The organism is Geobacillus sp. PK12 (assembly GCF_004123125.1).
GTDB lineage: Bacteria > Bacillota > Bacilli > Bacillales > Anoxybacillaceae > Geobacillus > Geobacillus zalihae.
Map to the genome: position 1 here is coordinate 38,915 of NZ_SDKL01000001.1, position 23,982 is coordinate 62,896.

30 protein-coding genes are annotated in these 23,982 nt (G+C 53.1%); 23 read left to right on the forward strand and 7 right to left on the reverse strand.

The window, feature by feature from the left end:
• Positions 1-97: 97 nt before the first annotated feature.
• Genes cobT through cobO form a run of 3 tightly spaced genes read left to right on the forward strand, consistent with a single transcriptional unit; the run spans position 98 to position 2,449 of the window.
• Positions 98-1,156 carry a nicotinate-nucleotide--dimethylbenzimidazole phosphoribosyltransferase gene (gene cobT, locus ETR37_RS00180; protein WP_020755870.1) on the forward strand — a complete coding sequence of 353 codons (1,059 nt, stop codon included), beginning with the start codon at positions 98-100 and terminating at the stop codon, positions 1,154-1,156.
• Positions 1,153-1,923, forward strand: coding sequence for a uroporphyrinogen-III C-methyltransferase (gene cobA / locus ETR37_RS00185; protein ID WP_081132594.1), 771 nt, complete (start codon positions 1,153-1,155; stop codon positions 1,921-1,923). The genes cobT and cobA overlap by 4 nt, the downstream gene beginning before the upstream one ends.
• Positions 1,904-2,449, forward strand: coding sequence for a cob(I)yrinic acid a,c-diamide adenosyltransferase (cobO, locus tag ETR37_RS00190; protein ID WP_013145285.1), 546 nt, complete (start codon positions 1,904-1,906; stop codon positions 2,447-2,449). Before cobA ends, cobO begins: the two co-directional genes overlap by 20 nt.
• Before the next feature lie 234 nt (positions 2,450-2,683).
• Here cobO and ETR37_RS19000 read toward each other — a convergent pair whose 3' ends face one another.
• From ETR37_RS19000 to metA, 3 genes are all read right to left on the reverse strand, one after another.
• Complete coding sequence (locus ETR37_RS19000) at positions 2,684-2,833, reverse strand: hypothetical protein (protein ID WP_011231282.1); 150 nt, start codon at positions 2,831-2,833, stop codon at positions 2,684-2,686.
• 184 nt (positions 2,834-3,017) lie between these two features.
• A complete protein-coding gene (locus ETR37_RS00195) occupies positions 3,018-3,116 on the reverse strand; it encodes a YjcZ family sporulation protein (protein WP_011231280.1) in 99 nt (32 codons plus the stop codon).
• 167 nt (positions 3,117-3,283) lie between these two features.
• Positions 3,284-4,192, reverse strand: a complete 909-nt coding sequence (gene metA, locus ETR37_RS00200) for a homoserine O-acetyltransferase MetA (protein WP_011231279.1) — start codon at positions 4,190-4,192, stop codon at positions 3,284-3,286.
• A 120-nt stretch (positions 4,193-4,312) separates the two neighbouring features.
• Here metA and ETR37_RS00205 point away from each other — a divergent pair, with 120 nt between their 5' ends.
• From ETR37_RS00205 to ETR37_RS00215, 3 genes are read left to right on the forward strand one after another with little or no spacing between them, the layout of a single operon-like run.
• Complete coding sequence (locus ETR37_RS00205; protein WP_033006157.1) at positions 4,313-4,828, forward strand: hypothetical protein; 516 nt, start codon at positions 4,313-4,315, stop codon at positions 4,826-4,828.
• Between the two features lie 60 nt (positions 4,829-4,888).
• Positions 4,889-5,365: a glutathione peroxidase gene (locus ETR37_RS00210; RefSeq protein ID WP_013145288.1), complete on the forward strand. Its 477-nt coding sequence runs from the start codon at positions 4,889-4,891 to the stop codon at positions 5,363-5,365.
• Between the two features lie 18 nt (positions 5,366-5,383).
• Positions 5,384-6,529 carry a conserved virulence factor C family protein gene (locus ETR37_RS00215; protein WP_020755877.1) on the forward strand — a complete coding sequence of 382 codons (1,146 nt, stop codon included), beginning with the start codon at positions 5,384-5,386 and terminating at the stop codon, positions 6,527-6,529.
• A gap of 53 nt (positions 6,530-6,582) precedes the next feature.
• Here the strand turns inward: ETR37_RS00215 and ETR37_RS00220 are convergent, their stop codons facing one another.
• Positions 6,583-6,966, reverse strand: a complete 384-nt coding sequence (locus ETR37_RS00220; protein ID WP_011231275.1) for a DUF4183 domain-containing protein — start codon at positions 6,964-6,966, stop codon at positions 6,583-6,585.
• A gap of 441 nt (positions 6,967-7,407) precedes the next feature.
• Here ETR37_RS00220 and ETR37_RS00225 point away from each other — a divergent pair, with 441 nt between their 5' ends.
• Positions 7,408-7,791, forward strand: a complete 384-nt coding sequence (locus ETR37_RS00225) for a DUF4183 domain-containing protein (protein ID WP_015374894.1) — start codon at positions 7,408-7,410, stop codon at positions 7,789-7,791.
• 92 nt (positions 7,792-7,883) lie between these two features.
• On the opposite strand, the gene ETR37_RS00230 is transcribed toward ETR37_RS00225, so the two are convergent.
• Positions 7,884-8,330, reverse strand: coding sequence for an NUDIX hydrolase (locus tag ETR37_RS00230; RefSeq protein ID WP_011231274.1), 447 nt, complete (start codon positions 8,328-8,330; stop codon positions 7,884-7,886).
• A gap of 250 nt (positions 8,331-8,580) precedes the next feature.
• Between ETR37_RS00230 and ETR37_RS00235 the strand changes: the two genes are divergently transcribed.
• The 14 genes from ETR37_RS00235 (at position 8,581) to ETR37_RS00300 (ending at position 19,415) form a co-directional block, all read left to right on the forward strand.
• Positions 8,581-9,018 carry a BrxA/BrxB family bacilliredoxin gene (locus ETR37_RS00235; RefSeq protein WP_060788085.1) on the forward strand — a complete coding sequence of 146 codons (438 nt, stop codon included), beginning with the start codon at positions 8,581-8,583 and terminating at the stop codon, positions 9,016-9,018.
• A gap of 71 nt (positions 9,019-9,089) precedes the next feature.
• On the forward strand, positions 9,090-9,221 hold the full coding sequence (locus tag ETR37_RS00240; RefSeq protein WP_011231272.1) for a YuzL family protein: 132 nt from the start codon (positions 9,090-9,092) through the stop codon (positions 9,219-9,221).
• Positions 9,222-9,868: 647 nt separating this feature from the next.
• Positions 9,869-11,062 carry an LL-diaminopimelate aminotransferase gene (locus ETR37_RS00245; RefSeq protein WP_060788084.1) on the forward strand — a complete coding sequence of 398 codons (1,194 nt, stop codon included), beginning with the start codon at positions 9,869-9,871 and terminating at the stop codon, positions 11,060-11,062.
• Positions 11,063-11,073: 11 nt separating this feature from the next.
• Positions 11,074-11,652 (forward strand): YpjP family protein, encoded by a 579-nt coding sequence (locus tag ETR37_RS00250; protein WP_173346448.1) that lies wholly within the window; start codon positions 11,074-11,076, stop codon positions 11,650-11,652.
• Positions 11,653-11,743: 91 nt separating this feature from the next.
• Positions 11,744-12,448, forward strand: coding sequence for an anthrax toxin lethal factor-related metalloendopeptidase (locus ETR37_RS00255; RefSeq protein ID WP_129446765.1), 705 nt, complete (start codon positions 11,744-11,746; stop codon positions 12,446-12,448).
• A 74-nt stretch (positions 12,449-12,522) separates the two neighbouring features.
• Positions 12,523-13,317 (forward strand): thymidylate synthase, encoded by a 795-nt coding sequence (gene thyA, locus ETR37_RS00260; protein WP_011231268.1) that lies wholly within the window; start codon positions 12,523-12,525, stop codon positions 13,315-13,317.
• Positions 13,318-13,330: 13 nt separating this feature from the next.
• Complete coding sequence (locus ETR37_RS00265) at positions 13,331-13,825, forward strand: dihydrofolate reductase (RefSeq protein ID WP_060788082.1); 495 nt, start codon at positions 13,331-13,333, stop codon at positions 13,823-13,825.
• Between the two features lie 180 nt (positions 13,826-14,005).
• Complete coding sequence (locus tag ETR37_RS00270) at positions 14,006-14,449, forward strand: YndM family protein (RefSeq protein ID WP_020755891.1); 444 nt, start codon at positions 14,006-14,008, stop codon at positions 14,447-14,449.
• 325 nt (positions 14,450-14,774) lie between these two features.
• Entirely contained in the window at positions 14,775-16,046 is a 1,272-nt protein-coding gene (gene ilvA, locus ETR37_RS00275) for a threonine ammonia-lyase IlvA (protein ID WP_015374892.1), read from the forward strand.
• A gap of 96 nt (positions 16,047-16,142) precedes the next feature.
• Positions 16,143-16,394 carry a YpmP family protein gene (locus ETR37_RS00280; protein ID WP_015374891.1) on the forward strand — a complete coding sequence of 84 codons (252 nt, stop codon included), beginning with the start codon at positions 16,143-16,145 and terminating at the stop codon, positions 16,392-16,394.
• A 105-nt stretch (positions 16,395-16,499) separates the two neighbouring features.
• Positions 16,500-17,360: a DegV family protein gene (locus ETR37_RS00285; protein ID WP_020755896.1), complete on the forward strand. Its 861-nt coding sequence runs from the start codon at positions 16,500-16,502 to the stop codon at positions 17,358-17,360.
• Positions 17,361-17,413: 53 nt separating this feature from the next.
• Positions 17,414-17,986: an SCO family protein gene (locus tag ETR37_RS00290; RefSeq protein ID WP_011231262.1), complete on the forward strand. Its 573-nt coding sequence runs from the start codon at positions 17,414-17,416 to the stop codon at positions 17,984-17,986.
• Between the two features lie 74 nt (positions 17,987-18,060).
• Positions 18,061-18,843 (forward strand): SGNH/GDSL hydrolase family protein, encoded by a 783-nt coding sequence (locus ETR37_RS00295; protein WP_011231261.1) that lies wholly within the window; start codon positions 18,061-18,063, stop codon positions 18,841-18,843.
• Complete coding sequence (locus ETR37_RS00300; protein ID WP_011231260.1) at positions 18,840-19,415, forward strand: YpmS family protein; 576 nt, start codon at positions 18,840-18,842, stop codon at positions 19,413-19,415. The genes ETR37_RS00295 and ETR37_RS00300 overlap by 4 nt, the downstream gene beginning before the upstream one ends.
• A gap of 88 nt (positions 19,416-19,503) precedes the next feature.
• On the opposite strand, the gene ETR37_RS00305 is transcribed toward ETR37_RS00300, so the two are convergent.
• Entirely contained in the window at positions 19,504-20,868 is a 1,365-nt protein-coding gene (locus ETR37_RS00305) for an RsmF rRNA methyltransferase first C-terminal domain-containing protein (RefSeq protein WP_020755900.1), read from the reverse strand.
• A 28-nt stretch (positions 20,869-20,896) separates the two neighbouring features.
• Positions 20,897-21,490, reverse strand: a complete 594-nt coding sequence (plsY, locus tag ETR37_RS00310) for a glycerol-3-phosphate 1-O-acyltransferase PlsY (protein ID WP_015374888.1) — start codon at positions 21,488-21,490, stop codon at positions 20,897-20,899.
• 175 nt (positions 21,491-21,665) lie between these two features.
• On the opposite strand from plsY, the gene ETR37_RS00315 reads away from it, so the two are divergent.
• Positions 21,666-22,091 carry an OsmC family protein gene (locus tag ETR37_RS00315; RefSeq protein ID WP_015374887.1) on the forward strand — a complete coding sequence of 142 codons (426 nt, stop codon included), beginning with the start codon at positions 21,666-21,668 and terminating at the stop codon, positions 22,089-22,091.
• A 260-nt stretch (positions 22,092-22,351) separates the two neighbouring features.
• Positions 22,352-23,974: a bifunctional metallophosphatase/5'-nucleotidase gene (locus tag ETR37_RS00320; protein ID WP_020755904.1), complete on the forward strand. Its 1,623-nt coding sequence runs from the start codon at positions 22,352-22,354 to the stop codon at positions 23,972-23,974.
• Positions 23,975-23,982 lie beyond the last annotated feature (8 nt).

Genomic DNA, 23,982 nt, shown 5'->3' on the forward strand with positions numbered 1-23,982 from the left:
GCTAAAGCGTGACGGGGAAAGCTGCTTTTTCGCCCCTCAATCATAGACGAGAAAGGAGGAAGCGCCTATTCCCGCTTGATGGGGATATGGTGCGCCCATGATGAATGTTTCCATCCCACCGATCCACCGTGAAATGGTTGAACAAGCGCGTGCCTATATCGATCAATTGACCAAACCGCCCGGCAGCCTCGGCCGTCTTGAAGAAGTGGCGGCAACGCTTGCCGGCATGACCGGGGAGCTGCTTCCACGCGTCACTCCGCCCGGAGTGCTCGTGTTTGCGGCCGACCATGGCGTCACGGAAGAAGGGGTGTCTGCTTATCCGGCCGAAGTGACGGCGCAAATGGTGTACAACTTTGCCAACGGCGGAGCGGCGATCAACGCCTTCAGCCGGCAAATCGGCGCGTTGCTTCAGGTGATTGATGTCGGTGTCGCCGTGCCGATTGCTGATGAGCGCGTCATTCAGAAAAAGGTGCGCCCGGGAACGAACAATTTCGCCCAAACGGAAGCGATGACGCCGTCCGAGGCTGAACAGGCGCTTCATGTCGGTTACGAACAGGCGGCGTCCATCATTGAACAAGGCGTCCGCACGCTCATTGTCGGCGAAATGGGCATCGGCAATACGACCGCCGCGAGCGCCTTATTGGCCACGTTGACCGATGAGCCGCTTGAGCGCATCGTTGGCAAAGGAAGCGGCATTAAGGAGGAAATGCTTGCCCATAAACAGGACGTGATCCGACGGGCGCTCTTGCTTCATCGACCGGATCCGGCGAAGCCGCTTGAATGGCTTTCGCAAATCGGCGGGTTGGAGATCGCTGCTATGGCCGGGGCGATGCTGGCAGCCGCCGAACGGCGCATCCCGATTTTGCTTGACGGTTTTATTTGCACGGTGGCTGCCCTTGTGGCCCGCCAGTTTGCCGTGAACGTCACAGACTATATGATTGCCGGCCATCGTTCGCAAGAGCCGGGGCACAGTATAGCCCTTCGTTTGCTAGAGAAGGAGCCGCTTTTGGATCTCGGCATGCGCCTTGGCGAAGGAAGCGGCGCGGCGGTAGCGTTTCCGCTCTTGATTTCAGCAACGGCGATGGTGAACGAAATGGCGACGTTCGCCTCGGCGGGCATTTCCACAGCCAATGCAAAAGGGGAGAAGGGGCGATGACTGTCGGCAAAGTGTATTTAGTCGGCGCTGGGCCGGGGGATGAAAAGCTCATCACGGTTTACGGCCGCGAATGCCTAGAACGGGCGGATGTCATTATTTACGACCGGCTCATCAACCGTAAGCTGCTGCGCTACGCGAAGCCGGACGCTGAGCTTCTTTACTGCGGCAAAGAGCCGGGAAAACATGACACGGTTCAAGAACAAATTCATGAGCTGCTCGTTTGGCATGCGCAACAAGGAAAAACGGTCGTCCGCTTAAAAGGCGGCGATCCGTGCATTTTTGGCCGCGTTGGTGAAGAGGCGGAAGTGTTGGCGAAAGCCGGAATTCCGTTTGAAATCGTTCCAGGGGTGACATCCGGCATTGCTGTGCCGGCGTACGCCGGCATTCCGGTCACCCACCGTGATTACGCCGCCTCGGTGGCGATGGTCAGCGGGCATCGGAGTGAGCGGATCGATTGGGAGGCGCTGACTCGAGGATGCGATACGATCATTGTCTACATGGGAGCGGCCAATTTGCCGGATATTTGCGGCCGGTTGATGGCGGCCGGAAAGCCGTCGGATACGCCGGCGGCCATCATTGAATGGGGGACGACCGAGCGGCAGCGCACGGTGGCGGCGACGCTTTCGACGCTGTCAGACGAGGCGGAACAGGCGGGCATTTCCCATCCTGCCATCATCATCATCGGCGATGTCGTTCGTCTGCGTGAGACGCTCCAATGGTTTCCGGAGCGGCAAGGGGGCGTGGTCGATGCCGACGCCTCGTCATAGCGGGCGTGTCATCGTTTATACGGGCGACGGAAAAGGAAAAACGACGGCCGCATTGGGGCTTGCCCTGCGTGCCGTCGGCCGGGGAATGAACGTCGCGATTTTGCAGTTTGTGAAATCGCCGGAACGGACATACGGCGAGCAGTTGGCCCTAGAGCGTCTTGGCGTCGACGTCCGTCAGCTCGGCGCCGGCTTCACATGGACGAAAACGCCGGACATCCACCGCGAAGCATTGAAGCGTGCCTGGGCGGTGGCCAAAGAATATGTGTATTCCGGACGGTATGACATGATTGTGCTCGATGAACTGAACAATGTGTTGGCCATTGACCGCTTTCCCGTTGAAGATATCGTATCAGTCGGCGAGGTGCTCGAGCTGATCCGCACGCGCCCGCCGTCGCTCCATCTTGTCATCACGGGGCGCGCGGCGCGCCCGGAGCTGATGGCGGCTGCCGATATCGTGACGGAAATGAAGCTCATCAAGCATGACTATGAACAAGGAAGAACCGCGATGAAAGGGATTGAATTTTAGAAGCAAAAAGAGGCTGTCTCAAAAGGTTGGTTTTCTTTCGATAAAGTACAATATATGGTTTTCGGACAGCATTTTGCGCGTATATATACAGTAATAAGCAAAGGGGCTGACCCAAAAGGGTAATTTTCTTTAACAAAACACAACATATTGTTTCTTAATGATTGTTTTATACCTATATACGGTAATGAGAAAGGGTGTCTCGATCCTTTTGGGACACCCTCTTCTTTTTGTGGGTTAGGCATTTTCATCGGTTTTGTCATTTTGGATTTTGTTTTGCCGCCGTCCTTTGCTGTTATCGCCGGAAACCGGGCCGCGAAGCAAGGCCATCGGATCTTGCGTTGGCGCGTTTTGATTGCGGCTGCCGTTGTTTGGGCGTTTCGTCATGAGCTCCACCTCCTTTGGCTGCTGTTGTCATACGTTTAGCATGGACGATGCCTTCATTCCTATGCATGGTTGTCTACAGCCCAGCATAAAAAAGCGGGAAGCGTTCGTGTTCCCGCTTTCCCGCTGCAAGCCGGCCGGATGCTGGCAAACACGGCGGCCGGATGAAGGCAATCAGTGATTTCGGTTAGTAGGCATATCCGCCCAAGCAGGCACATCCAACAATAATCAACAAAATAAACAGAACGACAATCAACGCAAAGCTGTTTCCATGCCAAGCGCCCATCATGTTCACCTCCTGGTGGAATCTATCGTATTGTATGTCAAAAAAACGAAAAGAACAGGGCGATTGTCGAAACACGAAAACAATCGGCCAAAATGAGAAAAACGCCTTGCATATGTTTCAGCAAGGCGTTTTTTCGGGATGGTTCAACATGATTGCATATATTGATTTCATTCCCATTCATAAGGCGTTTCTTGATACACGTAATAGTTCAGCCAGTTGACAAACAGCAAGTTGGCATGCGAGCGCCATGTGTTCAGCGGTGGCTGGCTTGGGTCATCATTGGGAAAGTATGATTCCGGGATGTGAATCGGCAGCCCTTTCGCCAAGTCGCGTTCATATTCTTCTTTGAGCGTTGTCGCATCATATTCTGGATGGCCCGTTAAGAAAATGCGGCGCCCGTCGTTCGATGCGACGAGGCAAACGCCGGCTTTGTCAGACATGGACAAAATGGTGAGATCCGGCACTTTTTCGATGTCTTCGCGCTTGACGTCTGTATGGCGGGAGTGCGGCATGCGGAACACATCGTCAAAACCGCGCAATAGTTTTACGTTTTTCACTTCCACCGTATGGTTGAACACACCGAAGCATTTTTCCGGCAATGGGTATTTCGGAATGCCGTAGTGATAGTATAAGCCAGCTTGTGCCCCCCAACAAATGTGCAACGTTGACGTGACGTTCGTTTTCGTCCATTCCATAATTTCCGTCAATTCTCCCCAATAGTTGACCTCTTCAAACGGCATTTGCTCGACCGGCGCTCCGGTGATGATCATCCCGTCGAACTTGCGATGGCGAATGTGCGGGAAAATCGTGTAAAATTGTTCTAAATGATGTTTGCTTGTCGTTTTCGGCTCATGGGTCGCCGGGCGCAAAAAGGTGACGTTCACTTGCAGCGGCGAGTTGCCAAGCAGCCGCAGCAACTGTGTCTCTGCTTTTTCTTTTTCGGGCATCAAGTTTAAAATGATGATGTTGAGCGGACGGATGTCTTGCGAATACGCCCGTTCTTCGTCCATCACGAAAATGTTTTCTTGTTCGAGTATTTCTTTCGCCGGCAAGTCTTTTGGAATGTTGATTGGCAATGGTGTCCCCTCCGTTTCTGTCTCGTTACTAAATACCTTAATTATAAAAACTTTGTCAACATTCTTCAATTGATTTTTTGAACCTTAAAACAGCTTGTGAACAAAAAGGGGGAATCCCGATTGGATCCGACCGCCTTTGACAATTTAAAAACGGTGTTGGAAGGAGCGATATATGACGCGGACTTGCAAGGGCGCATTGCCGTGGTCGATCGCCGCGACCTTGTCGATTTGGCTCGTTTGTTCCGGGAGTACGCCATTTCATTTCGGCTGAATGATGCGCCCGATCCGCTCGTCGTCTGCACCGCGCGGCTTTCGCTTGATTTTGCTGAGCTGGTCAATGAGCGGCTCTATCACGGCCGGGCCGGCTGCCGGCTCGCTCTTCTGTTTACCCTTCCGGTTCGCCGCTCGTCCGTTTGTGCGCTCATTGAAGGAACGCTGCGGACGATTTGGGGCAAGGAGCGAATCATCCGGCAAACGCTCCGCTTTCCGTTTCCGCATGAACACGGCCCGTATGAAAATGAAGCCGTGGTCGAATTTGCACGCCTCATTTATGAGGAAAACGCCGCCGATTTGCCGGAGATGGTGCCGTATATGGTTTCATCACTTGAACAATTGCAGCTGTTCGCCGGGCAGTAGTGGCGCAAAAAGTGGAAACAAACGGTGAAATCCGCTATGATAGGGATGAGGTGAAAAATCATGAGTGTATATGAATTCAGCGCCAAAACCATTCGCGGAGAGGAACAACCGCTTTCCGTCTATCGAGGCAACGTGCTGTTGATTGTCAACACGGCGAGCCGATGCGGATTTACCCCGCAGTATAAAGAACTGCAGGAGCTGTATGACGAATATCGCGATCGCGGGTTTGTTGTGCTCGGCTTTCCGTGCAACCAGTTCGGCGGCCAAGAGCCGGGGACGGAAGAGGAAATTGAGCAATTTTGCCAGTTGAATTACGGTGTGACGTTCCCGCTGTTTGCGAAAGTGGATGTGAATGGCGATAACGCCCATCCGCTGTTTCAATATTTGAAAGAAGAGGCGCCGGGGGCATTGGGAACAAAGGCGATCAAATGGAATTTCACGAAGTTTTTAGTCGACCGCAACGGCAAGGTTGTTGCTCGTTTCGCACCGCAAACAAAGCCAAGCGAGCTGAGAAAGGAAATTGAAAAGCTGCTGTAAGGCAAGGAGGGGTAACGCTTGCGCATTCAAGCGATTGAGCCGACGCCAAGCCCGAACACGATGAAAATATTGCTTGATGAAGAATTGCCTTCCGGCACGCGCCATAACTACAAACCGGACAACATTGGCGAAGCGCCGCCGCTTATTCAAGCATTGATGCGCATTGACGGAGTGAAAGGCATTTACCATGTCGCTGATTTTTTGGCTATTGAACGCCATCCGAAATACGACTGGCGCGACATTTTGGCGAAAGTGCGCGAAGTGTTCGGCGAGAAAGTGGATGACGGCGCCGAGACAAAGCCGAAAGGAAACGAACATTTCGGCGAAGTGAAAGTGTTCGTGCAAATGCTGTACGGTCTGCCGATGCAAGTGAAGCTTGTCGATGGGGAGCGCGAACACCGCGTCGGGTTGCCGAAACCGTTTATGGACGCGGTCATTGAGGCGCAAAAATACGCAGGAAATGTTGTGCTTGAGCGCAAATGGGTCGAAAAAGGAGTGCGCTACGGCACGTTTGAGGAAATCGGCCGCGAAATAGTCGATGAGCTGTCGGCAGCCTATCCGCCCGAGCGGCTGGAGCGGATCGTCAACATGTTCCGCCGCGGCGAGCAGGAAAAAACGGTGCAAAAGCGTCCAAGCCTCAAAGTGACGAGCGAGATGCTCGATGACCCGGATTGGCGCAAACGGTATGCCGCGCTCGAACAGATGGCCGAGCCGACCGAGGACGATATCCCGGTGTTGGCCAAGGCGCTCAAGGATGAAAAAATGGCGATTCGCCGCCTGGCGACGGCGTATCTCGGCATGATCGGCGGCAAAAAGGTGCTTCCGTATTTGTATGAAGCGTTAAAAGATCCTGCTGTCGCTGTCCGCCGCACCGCCGGCGACTGTTTGTCCGACATCGGCGATCCGGAGGCCATTCCGGCCATGATCGAAGCGCTAAAGGACGAAAGCAAGCTCGTCCGTTGGCGCGCGGCCATGTTTTTGTACGAAGTCGGCGACGAATCGGCGCTGCCGGCGTTGAAAGCGGCGGAAAACGATCCGGAGTTTGAAGTGAGCTTGCAAGTGAAAATGGCCATTGAACGGATCGAAGGCGGCGAAGAAGCGAAAGGGTCTGTGTGGAAGCAAATGACGGAGAGCCGGAAGAAAGAAAACGAAACAGAACAGTAAACCAGGCGCGCCCATCGGTGCGCCTGTTTTTATGATCGAAAAGAGTACGGCTGTTACGTCGTCACAGTAGTGTTGGAGCTTGGAGCGAATTGGACAATTTCGAGCACAACCGGGGTGTTAGCTGGAATCGAGCCGCTTCCGGTCGGGACGGTAATGGACAGTGACCCGACGCCGGTAGCTCCTGGGGTGTACGTCGATATCCCTTCCATTTGCAAAACGCCGTTAATGTACACGTTAAAGTAGCTATTGTTAGTTGCCAATGCTGGCAGCTGTGTCGCTTGGCTGCCGTCGTCTTGCAAAAAGCTGGCTGCGTCGATCGTTAAGGTTGCTCCTTCTGCTGTTTCAGCTGTTGTGATGTAAAAAAATCTTGCGACGTCTGGTGCAACCTCTGTCGTGGTAGTAGCGGCGACAAACAATTTAATTAATTGCAAAGCCATACAATCTCCCCTTCTCCATTTTGTGTTTAACATGCTGTGGCCCCGAAGCTGAGCCAATTATCATCCGTTCTTTTTAGTATCTGGAACTCTGTTGGCAATCAGCCGGTGCCATAGGTTCATTTTATTGTATGGATTAATTACAGAGGATGGCTCGGCGATTGCCGTAATGGGAGAAAAATGATGTTTTTGCCCTGCTATACCAGCCTGTTTTACCAGTGAATTTGAATTATGAAACAAACATTTTAAACGAATTTGGTCGTTTTATGATCCTGTTATAATAGACGGAATTAAGTGGAATATAGTGATTTTTTACTACCGTTCATTAACCTGCCATTTTGTTTGCTATTCACTTTGAAGATGGGAGGTGAATATACTAATGCAAAATATCTTGCGGAGTGAAATGATCACGAAACAATATGGTGTGTTTGGGTGAGCAAACGAATGAAACGGACATCTTCAACAGCAAAACATGTGATTGCTGCTTCCAAAGTATACGATTGGACCCATGCTGTACTGACCATTCCCCTCCGTGTGGCGCTCCACTTCCCTCCGCGTGTCTTGCAGGCGGAAACGTACCAGTATAACACCATATCAGACGGAGTGAAAACCGTCTATACAGACGGCGATGAACTGAGAGAGTACGGCGACCGCGGTATTTTAGATCCGAAACATGTATCATGGATCAACTTGTTTATTAATGGGGTGCTGCAACCGGAAAAACTGTATGAGGTGGAAAAGGGGAAACTGACGTTGAAAACAGCCGAGCCGCCGCCAAAAGGTGCGCCGATTATTCTTCAATTTATTACCATTAAAATGGGCTTCTAAATTTTTTGCCCCTCCAGCTGCGGATTTGGTTCTTAGAAAAGAGTGTTTTCAACAATGGTGAAGCCTTGGAGAGAGCTCCAAGGCTTGGCTCGTCATCCCCTGAAATATTGTTCGATAAAATCTTTAACAAGAGGAGAGAGTTCGTTTGGCAATTCATGAAAAGGGAAGAATTTCACTTCCAGCGATTCTTCCCCGTCTTCTTTCAGTTCTCCACCGCGGATATCACGGGTGAGATAAACAACAGTGACTGGGTAATATTGATCTCCATTAGGCAGCCGAACAAAATATTTTTTTCCAGAAAACACATCGACTAGTTCCAGTTTGCCGATTTCCAGCCCTGTTTCTTCCCACACTTCCCGCCGGGCTGCTTCTTCTGCGGACTCCCCCAACTCCAACAAACCGCCGGGCAGTCCCCATAAGCCGTCGCGGCGTTTCTGCAATAAAATCCGCCCGCATTCATCGGTGACAGCGACCCCGGCTCCCGCCAAGATGATCGGCCGGGTTCCAATGATTTTTCGCAGTTCTTCAATGTATCCCATGTGCACGCTCCTTTCATGGCCATCGATGGCATAGTATATGTTTGGTCGCTGACAATGGCCGCGGCGGTTGATAGAAAGCGAAACGAAATCGCTCGTTTGATGGCGGCCAAACGGGTGCGTTTAGCCCCGTTTGTTCTGAATGATGCCGTTTAGAGACATGCGGCCGTGGACGGTTCTCTTCATTGATTTTTCAAACGAAAATATAGTATGCTGATAGCGCAGCGATGATGAATGTGGAGGGATGAGGGCAATGTCAATGGCTTACGAAGACTATATGCGCCAACTCGTGCAGCCGATGCGGGATGAACTCGTCCGCGCCGGCTTTCGCGAATTGCGCACGAGCGAAGAAGTCGAGCAGTTTATGGAACAAGTGGAAGGAACGACGTTTGTCTTTGTCAACTCAGTGTGCGGCTGCGCCGCTGGATTGGCGCGCCCCGCGGCGACGCAGGCGGTGCTTAGGAGCGAGAAAAAGCCGGATCATCTCGTGACGGTATTCGCCGGCCAAGACAAAGAAGCGACGGCGAAAATGCGCGAGTACTTTGTCGGCTATGCGCCGTCCTCGCCGTCGATGGCGCTTTTAAAAGGAAAAGAAGTTGTTCATTTTATCCCGCGCGAAGACATCGAGTTTCACTCGATGGAGGACGTGATGGAAAATATTTTGGCTGCGTTTGACAAATATTGCGGTTGATGCCCAACGCCTTCCCCGGCCTTGCATACCGCTGCCGGCGCCGGGGAACGATAAGGGCGGAGGTGATCGGCGTGCCGAAGCGGAAAAAAGACCGTTCGAAAACGGGCGTCAGCGCCCCAGATGTTCGAGGGCAAGGCACGACGGAGACGGAGACAGGCGCCTTCGAGCTTGACTCTGCCCGCAAAAAAACAAAAATCGATTAAAAAGGAGCTCCCGATGCGGGGCTCCTTTTGTCGTTTTCATGCGCAAACTCCCTTCGCATCCAACAGAATGCCAAGGGAGCTGGATGGATCGCCAAGAGCGTTTAGGCGTTGGCGATACAACTATAAATAAAGTAAAGCAATGTAATGAGGCTGGCCGCAAAAAAGATCGTGTTCATGTTTCATTTTTCCCGCCTTTCTGTCTATATTTTCACTGAGAATCTATGATACACTATTCATGTGAACTACCCCCACTTCGCTTTGCTTGAAGTGGGAGCTTCTCAGTTCCACGACGAAAGCATTCTTTCGTCTCCCTGAGCGTGACTTCGGGTCGTCCCAACCCTAGGCATCCGACGATTCGGAGTTCTTTCGCGCCTTGGATATTTTACGCATGGAAGGCTTTGCTTGGTTTTCGCATTGGATATTCTCCATGCAACCCCCTATATCCAGTTCACAAAGAACATGATATACCTTGATTTTATCATGTGTTTTGGCTGACGCCAACCGACATCCATTTGCCGCTGATCGCTGGGCTGCGACCTTCACGCGGTTGAAGCGGGTGTCTTCTTTCGGAACTATGATAAAAGTATATACCAACAAAAGCAAAAAGAAAATGCAGTTTTGGTCTTGTCAAGGGAGAGGAAGACGAAATGAAAAAAGCGAAACGAATGAACGCGTTTTCGGCATCGATTTTCGCCGAGTTGACGGCGTATCGTCAAAAGCAGCGCCACCTTCATGACGAGTGGATCGACTTGAGCGTTGGCAGCCCGGATTTGCCCCCGGCGCCGTTTGTGCGTGAGGCGATCGCCCGCTACGCCAACGAGCCGAATGCGTACGGCTACACATTAAAGGGCATTCGCGAGTTTCATGAAGCGGTCGCCGATTATTATCGGACGGCGCATGGCGTCGTGCTCGATCCAGAGACGGAAGTGACGTACGTCATCGGGTCACAAGACGGGCTCGTTCATTTGCCGATGGTGTTCGCTGACCGGGGGGATGTCATTTTATTGCCGGATCCCGGGTACCCGGCGTATGCGGCGGGGGTGGCGATGGCGGAAGCGATGCCGTATTTTCTGCCGCTGAGGGAGGAAAACCGCTTTTTGCCGGATTTGCGTGCGATCCCGGAGGACATCGCCAAACGGACGACGATCATGTTTATCAACTTCCCTGGAAATCCGGTTCCAGCTGTAGCGACAGAATCATTTTATCGCGAAGTGGTCGAGTTTGCGAAGCGGTACGATATCCTCGTTGTTTCCGATTTTGCTTACGGCGAGCTGTATTATGACGGAAACAAACCGGTGAGTTTTCTTTCTGTTCCAGGCGCAAAGGACGTTGGCGTGGAGATCAATTCGTTGTCAAAAAGCTACAACATGGCCGGCTGCCGGGTCGGCTACTTGTGCGGAAATGCCGAGGTGATTCGTGCGTTTGCCGAGTTCAAGTCCAATTTGGATTACGGAATTTTTTGGCCGCTGCAAAAAGCGGCCGCGGAAGTGCTCCGCCATGGCGCCGGCTTTTGCGCCCAGAGCCGCATGATGTATCAGGCGCGCCGCGATGTGCTCGTGGATGGACTCGCTGACATCGGTTGGACGGTTGACCGTCCGCAAGCCGGCATGTTCGTGTGGGCGAAAATTCCGGACGGATGGACGTCGCTTTCGTTTGCGAAGGCGCTCATCGACCAAGCCGGCGTCGTTGTGACGCCTGGGCACGCGTTTGGGCCGAGCGGCGAAGGGTATGTGCGCATCGCCCTTGTCCAGCCGGAAGAAGTGTTGCGCCGGGCGGTCGCCAAATTAAAAGCGACCGGCTTGTTCGCGTCTTTGGCCGCTGACGGCGGTAGCGGGAGGTGAAGGCGATGAAGCTGCCGTCTTGGCTTCGAAAAACGCTTGTTGCCGCCATTACCGTCTGCACGTTTGGACTCGTCACACCGCCCGCTTCGCTGCTCGCGGCCAAAGAGCCGCCGTCAGATGATGCATCGTCTTCCGACTGGCAGCACAGTCCAACAAGTCGTGCCGAGGAAGCGGTTTCGTTGACGCGAGCTCAATTCATTGAGCGGACGATGGAAAAGGCCGTTGCCCAGTCCCATGAAAAATTCGGCCGCAAAATCGCTCCGGTCATTGAAGATGAGTTTCGCGCCGTCATTTTGCCGCGCATGGAAGAAGTGATCGCCGAGCTTGCCGATCGTTATCCGGAAGAGGAGCTCCGCTATTTGGCTGTTTCGGAAAATCCGTCCGGCGGGCAAGGGGAGCGCATTTTTCATTTGTATCGGGCGGATACGGGAGAGGATTTGATCCGCTTTCACGTCCGCCGCGAGCATCCGCCGCAAGACGGATATTGGTTTCAGTTTCACTATCATACATGCGATGATGGGTTTCAAGCCCATCATGAACTCGGGAAAATCTACTGGTCAAAAAATACGCCGCCGAACTGGCGTACATAATCGCCTGCGGTTCTTTCCTGATTTTGCGCGTTTTTTCCCGCTTCGTTCTATGATATGATTTTCATAGATTGAAAGAAGCGGGGGAACCACGATGAAACGGCTGTTCACTAGTTTGTTGGCGGCGCTGTTCGCCATTCCGCTTCTGTCGTTCTCGCCGTATCCGGCTGCCCATGGCGTGCTGCTTGAAGAAAGCAGCCTTGGCCTTAGGGGTGTTCCGTCTCATGATGTGCTTGGCCGCATCATCATCGTGCCGGAGACGGAGTTTTCCGCCTCTGAAGCGAATGAAATGATCCGGACGCTCGCCCACATTGATCGCACGATTTTAGAGCAGGCGGCGGACCACCATATTTACATCCAACTGTTGACCGGCCCGATCACCGATGAGCCGACGGCCCGCCATTTGCGCGGAAAAACGCCGCGCGGTTATATGCCGGGTTCGAAAACATGGGATGACGTGCCGGGCATCGGCGGGGCGCATTTAGTGCTTGTCCGCCTCGGCCATAGCGAAAAAGGAAAAGGGCATGGCTCGGTCAATTTGGAGCTGCATGAGTTTGCTCATTCGCTCGATTACATCGTATTTGACCGCATTCATGAAACGGACGAATTTCAAGCGATTTGGCGGGAGGAGGCGCCGCGGCTCTTTCCTGGCGAATATTATTTTTTGACTTATCCGGAAGAGTATTTTGCCGAGTCGTTTGCCTATTATTATGCAAGCGACAAGACGCGGCAAACGTTGCGGGCGGCAGCGCCGAGAACATATGCGTTGATCCGTGGATTGGCGGAACGGGCCTCGTAAAAGGCTCGTTTTTTTATGGACAAGTGGTTCACCATGCGTTGCTTTATGGTATGATAGAGCGTGAGGTGAGAACATTGCGGCAATATTTGCAGCTTTTGGAGGATATTTTGGAAAACGGCGTCGAAAAAGAAGACCGCACGGGCGTCGGCACGCTGTCGGTGTTCGGCCGCCAGCTCCGCTTCAACTTGCAAGATGGATTTCCGCTCGTGACAACGAAAAAATTGCATATCCGCTCCATCATTTATGAACTGCTTTGGTTTTTAAAAGGCGATACGAACGTCCGCTATTTGCAGGAGAATGGCGTGACGATTTGGGACGAGTGGGCGGACGAAAACGGCGATCTCGGCCCGATTTACGGCGCGCAATGGCGCTCATGGAAAGGGGCGGACGGGAAAACAATCGACCAGATCGCGTGGGTCGTCGAGGAGATCAAACGAAATCCGAATTCACGCCGGCTGCTTGTGAGCGCTTGGAACGTAGCGGAATTGGACGAGATGAAGCTGCCGCCGTGCCATTATGCCTTTCAGTTTTATGTTGCGAACGGTCGGTTGTCGTGCATGTGGCAGCAGCGCTCCGTTGATACGTTTTTAGGGCTGCCGTTTAACATTGCCAGCTACGCGTTGTTGACGCATATGATCGCCCAGCAGTGCGACCTCGATGTCGGCGAACTCATTTTCACCGGCGGCGACGTCCATTTGTACAAAAACCATCTCGAACAGGCGAAACTGCAGCTGACGCGCGAGCCGCGCCCGCTGCCGAAGCTCGTGATCAAACGGAAGCCGCCGTCCATTTTCGATTACGAATACGACGATTTTGAAATTGTCGGCTACAACCCGCATCCGACGATTAAAGCACCGGTGGCTGTGTAAAGGAGAGGACGCGATGATTTCGCACATTGTGGCAATGGATGAAAACCGGGTGATCGGCAAAGACAACCGCTTGCCTTGGCATTTGCCGGCCGATTTGGTGTATTTTAAACGGGTGACAATGGGCCATGCCATCGTGATGGGGCGCAAAACGTTTGAAGCGATCGGCCGGCCGCTTCCCGGCCGCGATAACGTCGTTGTCACGCGCAACCGCTCGTTTCGCCCGGAAGGCTGCCTTGTGCTTCATTCGCTCGAGGAAGTCAAGCAATGGATCGCATCGCGCGCTGATGAAGTGTTTATCATCGGCGGGGCCGAACTGTTTCGGGCGACGATGCCGATTGTCGACCGGCTGTATGTGACAAAAATTTTTGCTTCCTTCCCCGGCGATACGTTTTATCCGCCCATTTCTGACGATGAATGGGAAATCGTTTCCTATACGCCAGGAGGAAAAGATGAAAAGAATCCGTATGAACACGCCTTTATCATTTATGAGCGGAAAAAGGCGAAATAGATGGGACACGGGCATGGATATGCGTTTGTCGTTGGCGTACGAAACATTTGCGAAGACGCCCCCAAAAACGGGGCGTCTTTTTGTTTGAGATCGGAACATTTTGAAAACGTGTTTCTGCATAGAAGCGGGGCGAAAAAGGAACGATAATCAATAGAACCACAATGGAAATGGAGGAAGACGATGAAACATATCGTTCCGTTTGTCGTCAAGCTCGCTGCTTGGAGCGTCGTCTTGTTTTCGATGTTTACGATCTTCGATGCCCCGCTTTCCTTGATTTCACTCATGACGATCGTGACGGCGCTTGTTTCTTATATGATCGGCGATCTGTTCGTGTTGCCGCGCGTCGGCCATTTTGTCGCTGCCGCTCTTGACGTGCCGCTTTCCTTTTTGCTTATTTGGCCGGTCAGCTTTGCCCTCATTGCCCCGTCCGTCAACATGGCATACGGCGCGTTTTTCAGCTCCTTGGCGATCGGGGCGGTTGAAGCGTTTTTCCATTTGTATATGGAAAACCATGTGCACGAAGAAGCAAGAAGAGAAGAAGCGCACCGCTGGTATGATGAAGGAAGATGGGCGACGGAATTTGCCGAGGAAGAAGAGTTCAAAAAAGAGGACGACCGGGCATAGCGCCGGTCGTTTTTTCTGTCCGCTTGCGCATGAAGAAGTAGTTCGCCGTACATATGCTGCACAATTCGCCGTGTTGCCGTCTGGCAGGACGGCTAGGGAGAGGTTTCGAGCAGGAAGGATGACGCTCATCGGATGGCGTCAGGCCAAAAGCGTGAATCCGGCCGGCGGAAGCGTCCAGTATCCGGTAAAGCGGGGCCATCGCGATGTTCACGAGCCCGCTTCCCTTCATCCTCATAAAACTTTTCGAAAATTCCCTTTTCTTTTTGCGAATTTGTGATATAATCTACAAATCAAAGACAACTTAGAAAAGAAAGGGAACGAGAACATGGAACAACAGCTGAAACGGAAGCAAGGGGCAGTATACGTCGAGGACATTTTGATCGCGTATCATACGCTGAAGGATGTTGTTTTCCATACGCCGCTGCAAAAAAATCCGCTGTTATCCGAACGCTACGAGTGCAATGTCTACTTAAAGCGCGAGGATTTGCAAGTCGTGCGTTCGTTTAAGCTGCGCGGGGCGTACAACCGGATGAAGCATTTAACCGATGAGGAGCGGAGAAACGGGGTGGTATGCGCCAGCGCCGGCAACCATGCCCAAGGGGTGGCCTATTCATGCCGGGCGCTTGGCGTGCATGGGAAAATTTATATGCCGGCGACGACGCCTCGGCAAAAAGTGTCGCAAGTGCAGCTGTTTGGCAAAGACATGGTCGAGATCGTGCTTGTCGGCGACACGTTTGACGATTCCTACAACGAAGCGGTGAAGTGCGCCGAGGCGGAAGGGCGGACGTTCATCCATCCGTTTGATGATGAATACGTCATCGCCGGACAGGGGACGATTGGCGTCGAGGTGCTCAACGACTGCGATGAACCGATCGACTTTTTGTTCGCCAGCATCGGCGGCGGAGGATTGATGGCCGGACTAGGGACGTATGTGAAAAGCATTTCTCCGTCCACCAAAGTCATCGGGGTTGAGCCGGCCGGCGCCCCATCGATGAAAGCGGCGCTCGAGCACGGACATGTGGTGACGCTCGATGAAATCGACAAGTTCGTTGACGGCGCTGCCGTCAAGACGGTCGGGGAAAAGACATTCGCCTTATGCCGCGGGGTGCTTGATGACATCGTCGTCGTTCCAGAAGGAAAAGTATGCACGACGATTTTGGAGCTGTACAACGAAAACGCCATTGTCGCTGAACCGGCAGGGGCGCTGCCGATCGCTGCGCTTGATTTTTACAAGGAACAAATCCGCGGCAAGACGGTCGTTTGCGTGGTGAGCGGCGGCAACAACGACATTGACCGGATGCAGGAAATCAAGGAGCGCTCGATGATTTACGAAGGACTGCAGCACTATTTCATCGTCAACTTCCCGCAGCGGGCTGGGGCGTTGCGTGAGTTTTTGGATGAAGTGCTTGGGCCGACGGATGACATCACCCGGTTTGAATACACGAAGAAAAACAACAAAGAAAGCGGACCGGCGCTTGTGGGCATCGAGCTGAAACGGCGCGAAGACTACGCGCCGCTCATCGAGCGGATGAAGAAAAAAGGCTTCCCGTTCCAAGAGGTCAACAAAGACCCGAACTTGTTCCATCTATTGATTTGACGAAAAAAGTCGGAACAAATTCGCCGCATTCCGACATACTTTTTCACCGGATTGGTGTATAATAAAAGTAAATCGGTGAAAAAGAGGATTGATATTTTGCTATTCAAAAGCCTCGAGTTCAAAAACGCATATGGACAGAAGGTCAAGATTATCGAAATTCCTGTATTGGAGGAAGAGAACACATACCGATTCATGATCCAACTGCGCTTGGAGGCGTTTATTGCAAAGGTGTACCGATCGAGAACGAGCCGTTCTGTGTATTCGTTCCGCGAACATTTGAAGAAAGTGCTGAAATGGCCTGTATATGAACAGATCTTTAAAGAAACGGCGTTAAAGCATAATGCATGACTGTTGTTGTTTTGCCCTTGGCGGCAAAACAACTTTTTTTTGGTGGGATTTTCGCCGGTTTCATTATATAATGGAAACGAGATCATCAGTATTAGGAGTGAACGAATGAAATCAATCAAAATTGTAACCGACTCAACGGTCGATGTGCCGGCGGCGGTGCTTGCCGAGCACGGCGTTGAAGTCGTTCCGCTTCATTTGACAGTGGATGGGGAGGCGTTTATCGACCGGGTGACGATCACCCCGGAACAATTTATGGCGAAAATGAAAGCGGCGCGCGAACTGCCGAAAAGTTCGCAGTCATCGGTGGGAGAATTTCTCGCCGTTTACGACCGGCTCGGAGCGGACGGCAGCGAGATTGTGTCGATCCATATGGCTGGCGAGCTGAGCGGTACGGTCCGTGCGGCTGAACATGCGGCCGCTTTGACAGAGGCAGCGGTCACCGTCGTGGATTCACAATTTATTTCCTGTGCGTTGGGGTTTCAAGTGCTCGAAGCAGCACGTTTGGCCAAGGCGGGCAGAAGCGTCGCCGATATCATCCGGCGGCTTGACGAAATACGCCGTTGCACGCGGCTGTATGTTGTGCTTGATACGCTTGAGCATTTGGTGAAAGGCGGCCGCATCGGCCGCGGCAAAGCGCTCATCGGTTCGCTTTTGCGTATTAAGCCGATCGCCGCTCTGGTTGACGGGCTGTATACGCCGGTTGCCCAGGTTCGCAGCTTTTCGCAAGCGGTGTCCCATTTGGCGGGCCGTCTTGTCGAGGAACAAGGGGCCAAACGGGTAGAGAAAATCGCCATCGCCCATGCCGATGCTCCTCGGTGGGCGGAGCGGCTCAAGGAAGCGGTGACAGACATCATCGGCTATTCGCCGATTGACATCGTTGAAACAACGCCGGTCATTTCCATTCACACCGGTCCCGGGGCGCTGGCGCTCATGTACTACGCCGAGGAAGCGCCGCTTGATGAATAAACGCCGTTATTGGCGGCATCAACATATTTTGGTCGAAAAGGAAGGACCTATCGATGTGGAAACGAATCGCACTTTTTCTCGTTGTTCTTTTGCTGGCGGCGTGCGGAAAAACGATTCCGGACGCCAAAAACTGGCCGGTTGAGGACTTTACGTTTGTCGATCAGTCTGGTCAGCCGTTTGGACTTCGCGACTTGAAAGGAAAAGTGTGGGTCGCCGATTTTATTTTTACAAATTGCGAAACGGTTTGTCCGCCGATGACGGCCCATATGGCCAAGCTAAAGCAAATGGCAAAGAAAGAAGGACTGGATGTCGAGTTTGTCTCCTTCAGCGTCGACCCGGAAGTCGACACGCCGGAAAAACTGGCGGCGTATGCGAAGCAATTTACAGATGATCTAGCAAACTGGCATTTGCTGACTGGATACAGCCCGGCCGAGATCAGCGAGTTGGCGCAAAAAAGCTTTAAAACGATCGTGCAAAAGCCGGCCAATGACGACCAAGTCGTGCATGGCACCAGTTTTTATTTGGTCGGGCCAGACGGAAAAGTGGTTCAGACGTACAGCGGCGTGCAAGATGTGCCATACGAAACAATTTTAGAGCATATCAAAATCGTGCAGTCGTCGCAATGAGGCAAAAACGGCTACCGCCTTTTTGCCTTCTTTTCGTCTTTCCCCTTGTTGCGGCAAAAGGCAGGTGTCAAACAATGAGACGGTGGGGATGGTTGTTGTGCTGCTGGCTGCTCGCCGGATGCGTGTCGCTTTCGGCGGGCGGAAAGCCGGAGCGCCCGCATGAAGCCGCCGTCAAGCAGACGGAAGCAAAGCCGCTTCCGAAAGATATACATTTGGTCGCTTTAGGCGATTCGTTGACGGAAGGAGTGGGGGACGGCGAAAGGAAAGGCGGGTATGTCGGCCGCCTTGTCCCGCTCCTTTCGGCAGAAGACGGGGTGCGGACAGTCACCGTAGCGAATTTCGGGAAACGCGGCCGGCGCATCGCTGAATTGGAACCAGTCATTCACGCCCATCAAGCGGAGCTCGGGCGGGCTGATATGATCTTGATCACCATTGGCGGCAACGATGTGATGAATGTCGTCCGCTCGCACTTTTTAGACTTGTCGCGCCAGCGGTTTCAGCAAGCCACGGAAATATTTGCCGACCGACTGGATCATCTATTGATCTCGCTTCGCACGATCAATCCGGATGCGGTCATTGTGCTTGTGGGTCTATACAATCCGTTTTCCACGACGTTGCCGAATATTCCGGAAATCAATGATGTCATTACCGAGTGGAACAAGGCAAGCCAGGCGGTGCTTTCCCGTTATGACCGAACGATTTTCGTTGATATTCAAGACATCTTCATCGACCGCGACGAATTGCTTCATCGCGACGAATTTCATCCGAATGCCGCAGGATACGAACAGATGGCCATGCGAGTGCATGAAGCGTTAGATCAACAAAAAGAGTGGTGGGTAGGGAGCTTATTGCAATGAATTGGAAACGAGCGTTTTGGATGTTGGCGGCTGTCAACGCCGCGGTTCTTGTTTGGACTGTCGCCTGGCTGTTCGAACCCACTTCACCGGTGAAGCGGCCGGCGCGCCCAAATGTGGAGGGAGCTTCGTTTACAGTATACTCGAAGAAGGAGCATTTGAACGCCGTCATGAACGACTATTTGGCAGAAAAAACGAAAGGCCATCCGCTGCAATACCGCGTTTGGCTCGCCGATCGCGTCTATGTTTCAAGCGAAATCCCCATTTTAGGCCGCTCGGTCGAACTTGTCGTCTCGTTTGTGCCCAAAGTAATCAAAGGAGGGAATGTCGAGCTCACGGAGCCGACGATTTCGCTCGGCGACTGGAAGCTGCCAGTGACGTATGTGCTTCGCTACTTGCAAAAGCACGCCCCGCTGCCGGATGAAGTGGCGATTGACCCGGAGCACACCCGCGTCTACGTCGCGCTCACGGACATTCGCTTTGGCAACGGCTATCAAGTGGCGGCAAAAAAAATCGATTTGGCCGCCGATGAGATCGTGTTTACCTTAACAATTCCGACGAAGCAGCACCAGTAAAAAAGGGCTGACCTAAAACGCACCCGCGTTTTGGGTCAGCCCCTTTTTTGCGATTGGGAGCTCCTTTGCCATCTGCTTTTCCGACGTTTTAGACGAGGCGCAGCCCTTTTGGATAAAAGTTTTTCACCGTTCCTTTCACTTCTTTCCCCCAGGCGAACGGAAATCCATCCACGGCCACAAGCAGCCAACCGCGGTCGCCGCCGGTGGAAAGCGTCTCGCCGCGCCAATATTGGACGATTTCGCGGCTTGCGCTCGATAGGTCAAGCACATGTTTCGCTTCCTCTGTCCGCAGCGCCAAGGCAAGGGCATGGTTCGGCTCAAACCGCTCTTTTTTCACATCCCCTAAGTGCAACCCGGCGCGGACGATTTTCAAACCGGACAAATCCGGGCAACGCTCGGGCAACACAGTCAAATGGGCGCCAAATGACACGAACGTGCCGTCTCGCTCTGTCCACAATGCCTCTTGTTCAAACTGGCGATACAGGCGGATCGCGGCTTTTGGCGCGTTCGCTTTTGCCCGTCGCCCCTGCCAAGGCGGGGTGGAGCGCTGCTTTTGCAGCTTGGCGACAAAATGCCCTTCCCCTTTCAGACGGTGCGGCCAAAGGCGGGCGGCGTGGACGAGATCGGATCGATTGGTTTTCGTCCATTCCGGCCGCCCTGGCTCAAGCCCTCCCGCTTTGGCGATCGGCAACAGCCGCAAGTCATCGTGCGCCTCAAGCAGCCATTCAATCGTTTGCTCGTTTTCCTCCGGAGAGAACGTGCACGTGGAATAGACGAGAATGCCGCCTTCTTTCAGCATCGCATAGGCGCTTTCCAAAATGCGCCGCTGTCTGGCCGCACATTCTTCCACATAAGCCGGGCTCCAAAACGAAGCGGCCTCTTCATCCTTGCGAAACATGCCTTCGCCGGAACAGGGGGCGTCGACTAAAATTTTGTCAAAAAAGCCCGGAAACCGCTCGGCAAGCGCCTCGGGAGTTTCATTGACGACAACGGTGTTCGTCAAGCCGAACCGTTCGACGTTCTCTGCGAGCGCTTTGACCCGTTTCGGGTGGATTTCGTTGGCGACAAGCAGCCCTTTGTTTTCCATCATCGCTCCAAGCTGGGTCGTTTTCCCGCCAGGGGCGGCGCACAAGTCGAGCACTGTCTCCCCAGGGGCGGGACGCAGCGCTTCGGCGACCGCCATCGCGCTCGGTTCTTGAATGTAATACAGGCCGGCCGCATGGTACGGATGCTTTCCCGGCTGTTGGTCCGGCTCATAATAAAACCCGGTCGGGCAAAACGGCACCGGGGAAAGGGAAAAGGGCGCCGTTTTTGCCCATGCGCCCGGGTCGGTTTTCAACGGATTGACGCGCAAGCCGTTGATTTTTTCGTTTTCATAAACAGCGAAAAACTCGTCTGCTTCTTCATCAAGCAGCTTCTTCATTTTCGCGACAAATGCTTCCGGCAATCTCAACGCAACAAACTCCTTTCTCCGTCCGTCGTCATGAGCGTTTGCCTGGCCATTTCACTTTTGGCTCCGTTTTGTTCAAGATGCGCTTGATGTTGGCACGATGACGATAAAAGATAAACGAAGCCAGCAACAACACTGCCACCGTCAATGGAATGTCGTCAGTGAAAAAGACGGTGTACACGACCGCATACAGCGCCGCGGCCATCGATGACAGGGAGACGTAGCGTGAAACAGCCAAGACGACAAGAAACACGGCGATGAGCGACAAAAAGAACAACGGCGAATAAAACAGCATCACCCCGCCCGATGTCGCCACCGCCTTGCCGCCGCGGAACTTGGCGAACACCGGATACATATGGCCGACAACTGCCACCGCCCCGGCCAAAAGCGGATGCACGGGGACGGAAAAAAGCATCGGCAAGCTCGCCGCCAGCGTCCCTTTTAGCATATCGCCGACAATGACGATCGTTCCCGCTTTCGCCCCAAGCACGCGGAACGTGTTTGTTCCCCCAAGATTGCCGCTTCCATGTTCGCGGATGTCGATCCCGTAGCCGATTTTCCCGACAAGAAGGCCAAACGGAATCGAGCCGAGAAGATAAGCAAGAAGCAAAATGAGTGCGGTCATCGAATCAAACACCCTTTACTCAACAAGTTTGTGCATGTTTCTATTTTAACATGCATGAGCGAAAACGGTAGACAGGAATTTTGCATTTCAAGGACATAGCCGCTAAACTGAAAAGAAGAAACGGGCTGTCGGAACGTCCGTCCGACCCCGGACCGATGAGAAAGGAGCGACCATGATGAAAACGACGGTTGTATGGAACGGAAACATGTCATTCAGCGGCCAAAGCGCTTCCGGTGTCACCATTCCGATCGACGCGGCCAAAGACGTCGGCGGCAACGATTCAGGCGCTCGGCCGATGGAGCTTTTGCTTCACGCCTTAGCCGGCTGCACCGGCATTGACATCGTTTTGATCTTGCGGAAAATGCGGCTTGATGTCCGCGCGTTTTCGATGGAAGTCGAAGGAACGCGCGCCGATGACCACCCAAAGCGGTTTACAGAGATTCATATTCATTACGCGCTCGAAGGCGATTTGCCGGAAGACAAGGTCGTCCGCGCCATTCGGTTGTCAAAAGAAAAATATTGTTCCGTTTCCCATTCGTTAAATGCCGCCATTACAGCGAGCTATTCGATCAACGGCGTGCGCGGGAAGGAGACGATCTAACAAGGAGAAGGGCTTGACGTTCATGGCCGTTTCGCGTGGCATAGCGCCGAATGACGCTGGCTGTCCACCGAGCTAAAAGGGAAAGACTGTCCGATCAACAGACTCTATCGGGCGGTCTTTTTTTGTTTCTGTTGTTCTCAACAGTCAGTTGTGAATTTACAAAATATTTACGAAAAATCATCCTTTCTTCTCTATCATTGTATGGACTCGCAAGGATATAATGGGAGTGAACGAGAAGGCGAGAGAAAGGGGAACCGGGAATGAAGAATTCCAAACGATGGGGAAGACGGGTGCTATCCGCATTGGCTGCTGCAGCGGTGCTGGCCGCAGTTCCAGTTGGGGCGGCAGGGAACGGGAAAAGCAAGGGGAAGCCGCCTGCTTCCTCGCACCGTTATATTGAGGTGCAGCTGTTAGGCATTAACGACTTCCACGGTCAGTTGAATGTGACGAGAAAAGTCGGCGGGCGGGAAGTCGGACGGGCTGATTATTTGGCCGCTTATTTGAAACAGCGGGAGGCGGAAAACAAAAATACGCTGCTCGTCCATGCCGGCGATGCGGTTGGCGCCAGCCCGCCGGTATCGGCGTTGCTGCAGGACGAGCCGACGATCGAAGTGCTCAATAAGCTCGGCTTTGACGTCGGCACCCTTGGCAACCATGAGTTTGATGAAGGAGTAGCGGAAATGCTCCGCTTGATCCATGGCGGATATCACCCGGCGACCGGCGATTTCGCCGGAGCAGATTTTCCGTACGTGAGCGCCAACGTCGTTGATGCGCAAACAGGAAAGCCGATTCTCCCGCCATATGTGATTAAGCGGGTCAACGGCATGCCGATCGGATTGATCGGCGTCACGCTCACGGAAACACCAACGATTGTGACGCCAAGCGGCGTCGCGGGAGTCAAGTTCATCGATGAAGCAACAGCGATTAACAAAGCGGTCCGGGAACTGAAGAAAAAAGGAGTGCAAACGATCGTCGTTCTCGCCCATAACCCAGGCGTATCCAATCCGGATGGGACAAACGCAAGCGGGGAAATTGTCGATATCGCCAAAAATGTCGATGATGAAGTCGATGTGATTTTCGCCGGTCATAACCATGCCTATTTAAATGCGGTTGTGGACGGCAAGCTGCTCGTTCAGTCGTATTCGTACGGCACGGCGTTTTCTGATGTCGATTTGAAAATCGACCCGCGCACGAAAGACGTCGTCGCCAAAAAAGCGGAGATCGTGACGACCTATCATGACGGCATCACTCCGGACCCGGAAATCCGTGCCCTCGTCGAAAAATATGAAGCGAAAGTGGCGCCGCTTGTCAATCAAGTCGTCGGCACAGCAGCCGAAACGATCACCGATGAACAAAACGAAAGCGGCGAGTCCGCCTTGGGCAATTTGATCGCCGATGCCCAGCGGGCGGCGATGAAAACCGATTTTGCCTTTATGAACCCGGGCGGCATTCGCGCCGATATTGAACAAGGCGAAGTGACGTGGGGCGAATTGTACAACGTTCAGCCGTTCAACAACCAGCTCGTGAAAATGACGCTCACCGGCGCGCAAATCCGCCAGCTTTTGAATCAACAATGGCAGCCAACCCAAACGCGCATGCTGCAAATCTCCGGCCTCCGCTATACATGGAGCGCCAGCAGGCCGGTCGGAGAAAAAGTCATTGACATTCAGCTTCCTGATGGGACACCGCTAAAACCGGACGCCGAGTACACGGTGACGGTCAACAGCTTTCTCGCCGACGGCGGCGATGGGTTCACGGTGTTGACGCATGGGACAAACCGCGAGGTCGGCCCGGTCGATTTGGATGCACTTGTCACTTACATCCGCCAGTTGTCACAGCCGTTTTCGGCACAAATCGAAGGGCGGATCACAAAACTGCAATAGGCGGAACA